The sequence below is a fragment of the Brevibacterium senegalense genome (genome assembly GCF_000285835.1).
Lineage (GTDB): Bacteria > Actinomycetota > Actinomycetes > Actinomycetales > Brevibacteriaceae > Brevibacterium > Brevibacterium senegalense.
On sequence record NZ_HE978602.1, the window covers coordinates 23677 to 35800 of the forward strand.

At 68.3% G+C, this 12124-nt stretch carries 8 protein-coding genes and 2 pseudogenes; 2 read left to right on the plus strand and 8 right to left on the minus strand.

What is annotated here, in order from left to right:
* Positions 1-244: 244 nt before the first annotated feature.
* Both HGBR_RS05990 and HGBR_RS05995 read right to left on the minus strand, forming a co-directional pair.
* Positions 245-1399 carry a TAXI family TRAP transporter solute-binding subunit gene (locus HGBR_RS05990; RefSeq protein WP_019158426.1) on the minus strand — a complete coding sequence of 385 codons (1155 nt, stop codon included), beginning with the start codon at positions 1397-1399 and terminating at the stop codon, positions 245-247.
* Positions 1396-3522, minus strand: a complete 2127-nt coding sequence (locus HGBR_RS05995; RefSeq protein ID WP_245533276.1) for a TRAP transporter permease — start codon at positions 3520-3522, stop codon at positions 1396-1398. Before HGBR_RS05995 ends, HGBR_RS05990 begins: the two co-directional genes overlap by 4 nt.
* A gap of 324 nt (positions 3523-3846) precedes the next feature.
* On the opposite strand from HGBR_RS05995, the gene HGBR_RS06000 reads away from it, so the two are divergent.
* Positions 3847-4668 (plus strand): 2-keto-4-pentenoate hydratase, encoded by an 822-nt coding sequence (locus HGBR_RS06000; protein ID WP_019158428.1) that lies wholly within the window; start codon positions 3847-3849, stop codon positions 4666-4668.
* On the opposite strand, the gene HGBR_RS06005 is transcribed toward HGBR_RS06000, so the two are convergent.
* From HGBR_RS06005 to HGBR_RS19830, 4 genes are all read right to left on the minus strand, one after another.
* Positions 4656-5600 (minus strand): hypothetical protein, encoded by a 945-nt coding sequence (locus HGBR_RS06005; protein ID WP_019158429.1) that lies wholly within the window; start codon positions 5598-5600, stop codon positions 4656-4658. The two genes, HGBR_RS06000 and HGBR_RS06005, sit on opposite strands and share 13 nt — an antisense overlap.
* Before the next feature lie 742 nt (positions 5601-6342).
* Positions 6343-7173 carry a meso-2,3-butanediol dehydrogenase gene (budC, locus tag HGBR_RS06010; RefSeq protein ID WP_019158430.1) on the minus strand — a complete coding sequence of 277 codons (831 nt, stop codon included), beginning with the start codon at positions 7171-7173 and terminating at the stop codon, positions 6343-6345.
* Between the two features lie 126 nt (positions 7174-7299).
* On the minus strand, positions 7300-8580 hold the full coding sequence (locus HGBR_RS06015; protein WP_019158431.1) for a Fic family protein: 1281 nt from the start codon (positions 8578-8580) through the stop codon (positions 7300-7302).
* Positions 8581-8724: 144 nt separating this feature from the next.
* The gene (locus tag HGBR_RS19830; RefSeq protein ID WP_161601849.1) at positions 8725-9474 is read right to left on the minus strand and encodes a DUF418 domain-containing protein; all 750 of its coding nucleotides are present in this window, start codon (positions 9472-9474) and stop codon (positions 8725-8727) included.
* Between the two features lie 53 nt (positions 9475-9527).
* Between HGBR_RS19830 and HGBR_RS16655 the strand changes: the two genes are divergently transcribed.
* Positions 9528-10067 (plus strand): hypothetical protein, encoded by a 540-nt coding sequence (locus HGBR_RS16655; protein ID WP_218915947.1) that lies wholly within the window; start codon positions 9528-9530, stop codon positions 10065-10067.
* Between the two features lie 332 nt (positions 10068-10399).
* Here the strand turns inward: HGBR_RS16655 and HGBR_RS06035 are convergent.
* Both HGBR_RS06035 and HGBR_RS16660 read right to left on the minus strand, forming a co-directional pair.
* A pseudogene (locus HGBR_RS06035) lies at positions 10400-10753 on the minus strand (transposase); the annotation flags it as partial.
* A gap of 51 nt (positions 10754-10804) precedes the next feature.
* Positions 10805-11994, minus strand: a pseudogene (locus tag HGBR_RS16660) (IS3 family transposase).
* Positions 11995-12124 lie beyond the last annotated feature (130 nt).

Below are 12124 nucleotides of genomic sequence, written 5' to 3' on the forward strand. Positions count from 1 at the left end.
GGCCCGCTCCTTTGCGCCGAAACTGAGAATAGCCAGACCATCACCTCACGAGTTGAGGCCGGTGTCAAACGAATCTCACGGTCGGAGGGCCACTGCCCGTGAACGGCTCTGCCCGCCCTGCTCGTCGTGGTGACGTGCAGGGCGGGCAGAGCCGTGCGGAGCGGTGCGCAGAGGCGCGTGCCGGATCGGTTCCGCTGAGGCTCGAGCGGTGTCGGCTGCTCGAGAGGGTGTCAGCGCCGGCGAATCACTCGACGGCGTCCGGGTCGTCCGTGATCTTGCCCAGATCGTGGGCCGCGCGCCACTCGATCCAGCCGGCCAGCTCCTCGTCCGCGTCCGGGTCCGTCTCCTGGAAGGCGGCCCACTCTTCGTCCAGGCGCTCGCCGCGCTCCAGCAGCTCGTCCTGTCGCTTCTGGGCTTCCGGGCTCCAGCGGTCGTGCTCTTCGAGCCAGCGGATGAGGCCGGGGTGGTAGGGCGCCTCGCGCGGGGTGTCCTCGACCTCCTCGGGGTTCCAGCGCGGCGTGTTGATCGTCGTGTTCTCGTACCGCTCGAAGGTGTCCGCCATCGCGGACACGAGCGCGTAGACCTCGTCCTCGTCCGTGTCCGCCATCGCCGTGATGGGCAGCGTGTAGACGAACCCGTACGTCTTCTCGCCCTCCTCCTGGGCGGGGGCGCCCTCGAAGTCGAGGATGTTGATCGACGGCGCCAGCTCCTCGACGCGGGCCACGGCCCCCTCATCGTCCGGATCCAGGTCGATCCACGACACGGGCAACTGCGATTCGAGCTCGTAGAGGCTGGAGCCGTAGACCTGCTGGTAGAGCACGTCGATCTGACCTTGCTGCAGGGCTTCCGGCTGCTCGCCGTAGGCCAGGTTGACCTCCGTCACGTCGTCACGGGTGAGTCCGCCGTAGGCGAGGTAGGCGTCGATCTTCTGATTGACGGACGGGTTCGCCGTGATCTTGGGGACCTTCTTGCCCTTGAGGTCCGCCGGCGTCTCGATGCCGTCGCGCTCGCGGGTCATGAGGGAGTGCGGGGACAGGGGTGCCCACACGACGCGGGTGTCCTGCGGTCCCCAGTCCTCGTTGGCGAACTCGTTGAGTCCCTCGAAGCCGAAGATGTACTCGTCGCCCAGACGGCCCATCGCCGCGGCCCCGGACTTCATCGCGGCCATGCGTCCGATCGCGGTGTCCGAGGTGATGATCCGGACGCGTGCGCCCGTCGCCACGGACACGGCGTCGGAGACGGCCGCGGTGTCCGCGTACGTCGAGGTGCCGGTGCCGTAGGTCGAGATGACGAACGGATCGCGGATGCCGCCCACCATCGTCGTCTCCCCGGCGCCGCAGCCGGTCAGGAGGAGCGCGGACGCCGCGACGGCGGCGGTGAGAGTGCGGAGCCGGCTCATGCGTCTGCCTTCCTCTCTGTCGAGGTCTGCGCCGCGGAGATGGTCGCGGGCCTGCTGACGTCCGGACCCTTCGTGCCCAGGAACTGGGCCAGGAGGATCGTGAGCACGGCGAGGCCCAGACCCGTGAGGGTGCTGACCGTGGCGGGCCACAGCAGCAGGACGCCCGCCGCTGCGGAGATGAGGCGGATGAGGATGCCGATCCTACGGCGGTTGATCGTGACGTACCCCTCGAAGGAGGTCGCCAGGAAGTAGATGCCGATGAGCGCGGACACCGTCGCCACGAGGATTTCCATGAGGGTGGAGTCCTGCGCGACGAGCGCCGGGTTGACCGCGAACGCGAACGGGATGATGTACTTGACGGCTCCCAGTCGCATCGCGGTGATCGAGGTGGACATCGCGGGTGTGCCGGCGATGTTCGCGGCGGCGAACGAGGCCAGGGCGACCGGCGGGGTGATGTAGGAGACCGTCGCCCAGTAGATGACGAACAGGTGCGCCGCGATCGGGTTGACGCCCAGCTCTGTCAGGGCCGGGGCCATGACGATCGCCAGCAGCACGTAGACCGCGGACACCGTCATGCCCATGCCCAGCACGAAGCTGGTGAGCGCACCGGCGATGAGGATGAGCGCGAGGTTGTCGCCCACCAGGTTGACGAGCTCACGGGCCAGCGACAGGGACACGCCCGTCATCGACAGGCCGCCCACGATGAGGCCCACACCGGCGATGATGCCGATGATCTCTGCGATCGTCTTGCCGGATGCGTACACGAAGTTCAGGAACGACGTGGGCGTGAGCTTGAAGCGCTTCATGAAGAGCATGCAGACGAGCAGGAAGCCGATGGTCCAGAACGGCGCCTGGGACTCGTTGTTCATGACGACGAGCAGGAGGACCAGGCCCACGAGCGCGACGATGTAGGGCAGGCCGGTCACGACGGTGCGGCCCAGCTTCGGCAGCTCCGCCTTGGGCATGCCGCGCAGGCCGGACTTCGCGGAGTACGCGTCCACCTGGAGGAAGATGCCCCAGTAGTACAGGAGTGCGGGGATCGCCGCGGCGAGTGCGACCTGGCCATAGGGGACACCCACGAAGGACACCATGAGGAAGGCCGCGGTGCCCATGATGGGCGGCGTGATCGTGCCGCCGGTCGCAGCGGTCGCCTCGATGCCGGCGGCATACTTCCCGGGGAAGCCGGAGCGCTTCATCGCGGGGATCGTCATGGGGCCGGTCGTCAGCACGTTGGACACGGCCGAGCCGGACATCATGCCCATTGCGGCGGACGACACGACGGAGACCTTCGCAGAGCCGCCGCGGTAGCGGCCGAAGGCGCTCATCGCGAGGTCGTAGAAGAAGAGAGCGCCACCGGAGAACTGCAGGGCGACACCGAACATGAGGAAGCCCACGAGGATCGACGCCGCGGTCTGCAGCGGCAGACCCATGATCGAGTCGACGCCCATCGCGTGGATCTGCGCGGTCAGGTCGAGGCGGAACGGGATGCCCTGCAGGAAGCTGACGGGGATGCCCGCAGCGAAGACCGGGTACAGGGAGAAGGCGATCGCGATGCACGTGACGATGAGGCCTGCGGTGCGGCGCAGCGTCTCCAGCACCAGCAGCCACAGCACGAACGCGAAGACTGTGGCCAGCGGCGGGGCGACGTAGTCCCAGCCGCGCTCGAAGATCCGCTGCCCGTTGATTCCGTAGTAGACGGTCGTGACGAGGACGATGACGGCGAGGACGACGTCGTACCAGGGCACAGAGGTGCGCGCGGTGACGCCGCCCGGCATCTTCTTGATGGGGAAGATGATGAACACGATCGGGAGGAACGCGGCCAGCAGGAAGTACAGGAAGCTGTTGGTCAGCAGGTTCGTCCCGCCCAGGTTCCAGAAGAACACCTGGTTGAGCACCAGCACGATGCCGGCGACGGTGAACAGCATGACGACGACGCGCCAGAACATCGGCAGATGCGCGCCGGTGTTCGCGGGGTCTCGGTCGAAGTCCAGCTGCTCCTCGACCTCGATGTGGTCGGCGGGAGCAGCTTCCTCCGGTGCCGCCGCGGTGGCCACCGCGCCCGGCTCATTCGAGGGAGGCTCGGACGTCCGGCCGCGGTCGGGCGCTGTGTCTGCGTTGCTCATGCACTTCTCTCCGTTGAGGAACGGGTGGGTCGGGTCCCGCGCGGCGACGAGCGCGTGCATTCGCGCTATCTGCCGAAGGACGACCGCAATCGTACTCACGATGTGAGGTGGCTCAAGGTCACGTGATCCACGGAACGGTCGAGCGATGCTCGCAGCGGCGTCCATTCATATGTGCTGTGAGTTCAATGCGTCGTCTGATGACACGTGTGGCCTCAATATGATGTGGTTAGATGCTCGCCTGAGCATCAGTCTGTGAATTTCGTCTCACAATGAGGGTGAGAAGATAACAAAAGTGCGTGGAAAGTATCGGAAGGGGAGGTCGGAATGGCGGTCGAGCGCGGTCTGTCGGATGGGCAGGTGGCCCTCTGCGTCGAGGAGCTGCTCGAGGCGGCACGGTCCGGTGAGCCGATCGCGCCTGCCCGTGTGCGACGCCCGGAGATGACGATCGCGGACTCCTACGCGGTGCAGCGTCTGTGGCGGGAGCGCCGGGAAGCTGACGGTGGTGAGGTGGTCGGCTTCAAGATCGGGCTGACCTCGGTCGCGATGCAGCAGGCGTTCGGCCTGGACGAGCCGGACTACGGTGTCATCTTCGCGGACCAGGTGCTGGAGTCCGGGGTGACGGCTGCCGCGGCCACCTGGAACCGAGCGCGCGTCGAGGTCGAGCTGTCCTTCATCCTGGACCACGCCCTCGTGCCGGGCGCGGGCTCCGGTCCGGATGGCGCGCTCACCGGGGCGGACGTGCTGGCGGCGACGCACAGCGTGGTGCCGTCCCTGGAGATCCTCGACTGCCACGTCCGCGAGGAGGGCATGACGGTCATCGACACGATCGCGGACAACGCTGCACTGGGCGCGGTGGTCCGCGGTGACCGCGAGTTCGACCCTGCCTCGTTCGACCTGTCGTGGGTGGGTGCGAAGCTCCGGATCAACGGCGAGATCGTGGAGACCGGGGTGTCTGGCGCAGTGCTGGGCCACCCTGCGGACAGTGCCGCGTGGTTGGCGAACCGTTTCGCGGAACAGGGTGAGACGATCCCCGCTGGTTCGCTGCTGCTGTCCGGCTCCTTCACACGTCCCCTGCCTGTGGCCGCCGGCGACACGGTCGTTGCGGAGTACCAGGGTATGGGTGAGGTGCGCGTTCAGTTCACATGAGCCGGACGGCGGGCTTCGTGCGGGCGGACAGGTCCAGTTCCGTGCGCAGGTGCGGTCAAGGAGCGATCGGCGGCGACGTCTGTCCCCCGACCGCCGGGCCCGGTCGCACCCGGTGCCGCCGCACCTCTCCCCTCGCCATCCATCTTCGGCCCGCCTGCCCCAGAGCCCTGCGGCACCGTGGTGAGGAAGCGGTTGTCGAAGAGCATGTAGCGGTCGAAGAGGCTCAGGCTCATTGACGGCGATCGCTCCAGGCGGTCGAAGCGCGCGACGGCGCCCCGGAGCGTGGGGACGACGGAGGAGAACGCGGGGATCCGCTCTGCGGGTGAGTCCTGCTCCCAGCTGCCACCGGCGCGGAACTCCAGGCCCCGGTCGGTGACCCGCAGCAGCCCCAGGACCGGCTCGCCCTCGACGGGATCCACGATGAGTGCCAGATCCCCGGGGCGCTGCAGGCCCAACCGGTGGCGTGCCTGCCACCCTGCCGCAGCGGCAGCGGTGAGCCGGTGGATCGTGTGCGCGGCCTCGCCCGGGTCCGCGAACTCCACTGCGGGCATCCGGCTGCACAGGTCGGCGAAGGACGCGGGCATGAGGACGGTGACCGGAGGGTGAGCCTCCGCGGTCGCCTGCGGGGCCTCGGCCTCGGCGATGTCACCCAGGATCCAGAGGATGCGGCCGTCCGGCGAAGCCTCGACCGTGAAGCGGCCCGCCGCATACGTGTGGCGGCCGGAGGGGGTGACGAGCGTGAGCCCGGTGGCTTCGGACCGAAGGTCGATGCCGGGCTCCCAGTCGGCCAGACCGGGCGAGTAGACCTTGAACGGCCCGGTGGCGAGTGCCTGCGGCACACCGGGTTCGAGGTCGCTGGGACCGGCGACGTCGACGGGGCTGAGGTCGGGGTGGACGGCGCGGGGAAGGCCTGCGGGGGTGTGCGAGTCCATGGCTGCTCCTGCGGTGGTGCGGCGACCCGGCGACCGCCGGCTCGTGGGCACACCGTCGCACGCGGCACGGACATGGCGGCCGCGCCTCGTCCCCGCGCGCCAGCCCCGCACAGCCCACCGCCGCATCTCATCCTCGCGACGGATCCGCGCGTCCGTGCTCTCCTCTACCCTGGCCGCATGAGTCCTCGTGTGCCGTTCGCCGCTCGTCTGTGGGGCCTCATCACGGGGTCGACGGCACTGCCCCCGCCGGGTGGACGCGGCCGAGGCCAGGGCGCCCCGGTCTGATCCGCGATGCCTGCGCGGGGCTGGGCATCGCGCTCGTCATCGCGGGGGCGCACTGGGCGATCGTGGGCTCGGGGATCCTGAGCGACGCGTCAGACCTGAGCGCTCATCAGCCGCTCTGGTTGCGTGTCGTCGCGCCGCTTGCCTTCGGTCTCGTCGTCGCGCTGCGCCGTCGTCTCCCCGTCACCGCGCTCATCATGGGCACTGCGGTCTTCTTCGGGTTCGTGGCGCTGGGCTACCTCGAGCTGTTCGTGACGCCGTTCGTGTACTTCTACATCCTGTACTCGGCGGGCGCGTGGAGCTCCCGGCGCACCCTCGTGACCGTGCTGCGCCTCCTCATCGCCACGGGCGTGTGGGCGTCGCATCCGCCTCACCCCGGGACACTGCCTCACCCCGGGACGCCGCCTCACCCCGCGACGCCACCTCACCCCGCGCCGCAGCCCACCGTCAGGCAGTGCTGTCAGACCCCGCTGTCGCGCACGAACTGCTCGGGGATCCCCATGACTCCGATGAGATCCGGCTGGGCCGTCCACGCGGTGAGCCCGCCATCCACCGGCAGGATCACGCCGTTGATGAAGGAAGCACGGTCCGAGGCGAGGAAGCAGATCGCATCGGCGATCTCCTCGGGCTGGGCGATGCGCCCCAGCGGGATGCGCTGGGCATAGGTCTCCTCGATGCTCGTGTCGTTGTCGAGCGTGGGGCGCAGGATCGGGGTGGCCACCGGCCCCGGAGCCACGGAGTTCACCCGGACACCGCGCCGGCCGTAGTCGACGGCCATGCTGCGGGTGAGGTTGATGACCGCTCCCTTGGCCGCCGCGTAGGCCGCCATGCGACGGTCTCCGGCCAGCCCGGAGATCGAGCTCGTCGTGACGATGCTGCCGCCGTCTGCCACCAGGTGGGGGAGCGCGGCGCGGCACAGGTGGAACACGCCGTCGAGCACGACGGACTGGACGGACCTCCAGTCCTCGTCCTCGATCTCTGCGACTCCGCCTGCACCGCCGATCCCCGCATTCGCGACGACGATGTCGAGTCGTCCGGCCTGCCCGGCGAAGTCCGCGACGGCGGCGTCCACGGCGGCGGAGTCGGACACGTCGACCGCTGTCGTCACCAGGTTCTCCTGGTGCTCGGGGACGGAGGCGGCGAATGCTGTGAGACTGTCCGCCGCGTAGTCGAGGACTGCGACGCGCGCCCCTCCCGCCAGCAGCCTGCGGGTCACGGCGGCTCCGATCCCGGATGCACCGCCGCTCACCACCGCGGCGCGTCCTGCGAATTCTGCGTTGACCTGGGTCATGCGTTCTCCGCTCATCTCGCTCATCGCCTGCGGCCGTTCGAGCGGCAGGGGCACAAGGCTGCGAGGTCCAACACTTCATCCGTCTGTGATGCGGTTCACGCTACCTGCCGTGCGCGACCCCGTCACTCACGATGATGCGACCGGCCGATTGGGTGCGGAGAGGCGCGTATCGAACCGAGTGCTGGCGAGGGTGCGCTCTGCCGACGTGATGAGGCTGAGCAGGTCGGGCGAGACGTACGCCCGCAGTCCTCTCCCGATCGAGGCCGTCTCGAGGACGCCGGCCTCCCGCAGGGTCTCGAGGGCCTTGTGCGCTGCCTGCTGCGAGACATCATGGATGCGAGCGACGGTCGCTTGGGTGAGGACCGGCGTGCCGGGCAGACCATCGAGGATCGGGGTGACGGCCGAATCGCTGCGCAGTGCGCGCTTCTTGCCTTCGGTGGCACGGTGATCAGCGACGCGCTGCGCCCAGTCCTCGCGCAGTTCGTCGATCTCATCTGCGAGGAGGCTGGCGCGCTCCGCGGCCTGGAGCACGGCGTCGGTGAAGACGCCGATCCATGTCTCCCGACCGGCTGTGACGGCGGCCGAGTCCGACGCTCCCTCTGCGCGGTAGGCCGTGAGGCCCGCGATGTACCTGTCGCGGAAGGTTGCGAGCACGAGACTCACGGGCAGGGTGGAATCCTCGGTGAGACCGCGACGCGTGAGGACGGTGTGGATGAGCGCGCGGCCCACGCGTCCGTTCCCGTCCGCGAACGGGTGGACTGTCTCGAACTGGGCGTGCACGAGCGCCGCCTGCACGAGGGGGGAGTGCGCGGCACCGTTGATGTATTGGACGAGGTCGTCCATGAGGACGGGCACGTGATGGGGTGCCGGGGGCACGAATTCCGCCTCCAGCGGGTGGTGCTGGGAGCCGCCCACCCAGTTCTGGGCAGACCTCAGACCGTGGAGCTGAGGGGAGTCCGCCAGGAGCGATCGTTGGAGAGCCATGATGTGCTCGACAGTGAACTCCACGACCGCGGCGCTCCTGTCGGTCGCTTCCTGGACGGCCGTCATGTTGTTCGCCACCAGCTTCGACGTCTCCCGCAGCCCCTCGACGTCTTCGGTCTGCCCCAGCTCCGCCAGGGCGACGTTCTTCGCGTTCGGGGCGATTCCCTCGATACGCGAGGACGCGATCGCTTCCGAGCGCAGCAGGAACCTGCTCACCGATGCGAGGCCGCGCGCACCGCGTCGGTCCAGCTGACGGACGGCGCTCTCCGCATGCGCGATCCGCTGTGACAGCTGGGGCGACAGCGACAGGGCGCTGTCGGACAGCGTGTCCGGGAGGTACGAGCTGTATGGGCCGGTGCGGCGCTCGCGGCGCGGCACATGCTCGGCGACCGAGGTCCACTCCTGCTGCTCCCACGTGCCCACGCGCTGCTCCTCTCGTGAATCTGCGCTCAGCGCTAGAGAATGCTCCGAGCGCCACGGTTACAACTTTAAGCCTTAAAGTTGTAACCGTGGCCGTGTGCGATCACTTTAAGCGTTAGCCTGCACTGCCCGCTCCCGAGGCCGCACTCAGTGCCGCTGTCCGCGTCCCGCAGGCGCAGCCGTGGTTCCTGCGCCGGCATCCCACCACGTCGCCATGCGCCAGAGCCGCTCGATAGGCCCCTGCCCCACGAAGCGCAGCCACAGCGTCGACCAGATCCACTGGAGGACCAGGATCGCAGCGCACACCGCCATCGCGGTCGCCCACACCCGGTCTGTGCCGGCCGCCAGTCGACGACGAAGAGTAGCGGTGGTGGCCAGCGGGACGGCGGCGGCCGCGGAGCCGTCGGGGACGCCGTGGGCGAAGGCCTCCTCGAGCTGCTCGACGTCGTCGTGGAGGGTCTTCGTGAGCTCGCCGGCGGAGCGTGCCTGGACGCGGCCCAGCGGGATCGACTGCAGCGTCTGGACGATGCGCAGGCGCAGGCGGCGGAGCATGCGGTAGGTGGCGGTGTGGGCGAGGTGCTCGGAGGCGGCGGACGTGAGGGCGCGGACCACAAGGTCGGCGGCGGTCCAGCTGGCGATCGCGGGAATGCGTCCGGGGGCGTCGTCGATGAAGAGCACGACGGTGACCGCGTAGACCACCAGGCAGGGGGCCAGGGAGCACGCGGCGGACACGACCGCCAGGAGGCTGGCGGCAAGGAGGGCCGGGCGCTGCTCGCGGATCGCGTCGCGCAGGGTGGCTGGCAGTGGCGGCTCAGCGGGTGAGGCCGGTGTGGCTGCGGCCTCTGGGAAAGTGGTGGCCGGCGTGGCCGCAGTCGCGGCGTGCGAAGTGGTGGACAAGGCACGAGCTGGCCCGCGAGCTGAGGGTGACGACGCGGGCGCTGTACAACCACGTGCGAGACCGTCAGGAGGTCGTCGATCTGGCCGCGCAGCGGATGGTCGAGGGGCTGCCGCAGACGCAGTGGGATGCCAGCCGGTGGCGGGAGTCGCTGCGGGAGGGGTATGAGGAGGCTCGGGCGGCGTACCGGCGGATGCCGCGCGCGGTGCTCGTGTCACTCGACGAGACGGTGACGCCGAGTGAGGTGCCGGCGTCGCGCTTCCTGCTGGCGGAGTCGATGCTGACATTCTTCACGGACATCGGGCTGTCCCTGGAGTGGGCGCTGGCGATGCGGGGCGCGTTCCTGTCCGACGTGTTCGCCCACGCGCTGCTCATCGACTACCGCTACGACCGGGGGAATGAAGCGGTGCGCCAGGCGATGGGGCAGCCCATCCCCGCCGGCTGGCTGGAGGCGCAGCCGGACGTGGAGGCGCCGCTGTCTCGCGGCGCCGCCTCCCTGCCATCGTCCACGAGCGACGACATGTTCGCGGCCGTCGTGGACCTGCGCATCGCAGCGATCGAGCGGTTGCTGGAAGTGGGAGTCGCGGGGGAGTGAGCAGTAGCCAATGGCAATTTAGGTCGCGCGGCAGAGGCGGGCCTCCGGTGCGGGCCGGGTCGCGATGGTCATGCGTGGGAGGGGCCCAACCATCGTGAGCGGCACGCCAGCGCAGATCGTCGCAGCCGCCTGCTTGGTGGTCGCCAAGCCGAGTTGGTCCAAGTTGCTAACCACATTGATAGGGATTCGTCTGGTCGGGGGGACTCTGGTGGTGCCTTCCGGGGTCGACTGTGAGCGTTTCGGCCCTCATATGGGAGTCGGCGTTCGCTCATGCGATCACCCGCTGCCGAGGATCGATCGGGCCCTCACGCCGTTAACTGGCTCTTCCGGTTCTAGAGTGCGTTGACCCTGCTGGATAGTTGTCCGGAGTGGAGCAGGCATCGCAGCACGTAGTGCTCGAAGTTCCTGAAGCCCAGACCGATACCGCGCAGATGCTCAAGACGCCCGTTGATCGCCTCGACCGGCCCGTTCGATACGCCACCACGGTCGAAGAACGCCAGCACCTGGGACCGTTTCCGCCACAGTGTCCTCCCCAGTTGCGCAAGCTCTTCCAGCCCGCGCGGCAGGCCCCTGCGCAACTGATCGATCAGCGTCTGCATGAGACGCCTGCCCGCCTTCGGGTCGGGATGCTGATAGGCATCGATGACGTCCTGGTAGACGAGGTACGTCACTTCCAAAGCGACGTGATCGTCGTGTGGGGCTGATGCAAGCTGGGGTGACATTTCCTTTCTCGGAGTTCAGGCCGCGAGTGCGACAGCCGATGCTTGCAGAGCTTCTTCAAACACCACTGGCGTCATCCGGCCGAGTCCTTCCTGCTTCCTCCTGCGGTGATACGTGCCCTCGATCCACGACACGATCCCGGCCCGCAGACCCGCTCTCGTCGACCACGAACCGGTATCAAGCACGTTGTTCTGCACCAAGGAGAAGAAGCTCTCCATCGCCGCATTATCACCAGCAGCCCCGACCCTGCCCATCGACCCGACCAAGCCGTGATCCTTCAGAGCACGCTGGAATGCTTAGGATCGGAATTGAGATCCGCGGTCGGAGTGGACGACACACCCGCCCGTGTCGGCCCCCGCACGTGATCGGTGCGCGACAGCGTTCTCCAACGCCCTGACCGCCAGGGACGCCGTCATCCTCGAGTCGATGGCATAGCCGACGATCCGCCGTGAGCAGGCGTCCTTGATCGCGCACAGATACAGCTTGCCCTCTCCCGTCGGGTGTTCCGTGATGTCCGTCAGCCACACCACGTCCAGCGCTTCAGCGGTGAAATCGCGCTGGAGCAAGTCATCATGGACCGGCGGGCCCGGAGGAGTCGTCTTGCGCTTTCTGCGAGTGATCACCGAAGCGATGCCTTGCCCCCGGCACAGTCGCCACGCGGTGCGCACGGCCATCGGCACGCCTGCTCCTGCTGTTTCGTCAGCCAGGTACCGATACCCGTACTCCGGGTCATCGGCATGAGCGTCGATCAGCGCGTTGATGCGATAGGCCTCCCGCACTTCGGAGTCGGTGATCGGGTTGGCCAACCATCTGTAATACGGCTGGCGGGCGATCTCAAGAACCCGGCACGTCACCGTCACGGGGATACCGTCAGCGGCGAGATCACGAACGAGCGGGTACGTCATTTTGACGGTAGCTGGGCCTGGCCGAAGTAGGCGGCGGCGCGGCGCATTACCTCCAGTTCCTGCTCCAGGACACGGTTACGACGGCGCAGCTCGCGCAGTTCGGCTTTCTCATCCGTCGTCGGGCCCGGGGCACGGGATGTGGGGCTGTCGGCGTCGAGATCGGCTTGCCGCAACCATTTCTGAATGGTGCCTTCGTGCAGGCCGAAGTCCTTCGCGATCTGGGTCAGCGTGGTCTTCGAGTCCCGGCTGCGGGCGACGCGGATGACGTCCTCGCGGAACTCTTTGGGGTACGGCTTGGGCACAGTGACTATCCTTCCCGGCTCGCAGAGAGCGAGCCAGATCAGCTGTCACCTTCCATTGCATCAGCCCCTGTTCGGCCCCCAGCCGCTCCAACCGGTCTGTGCCCCGCTTGTTCAGCAGAGATCGCCTGGT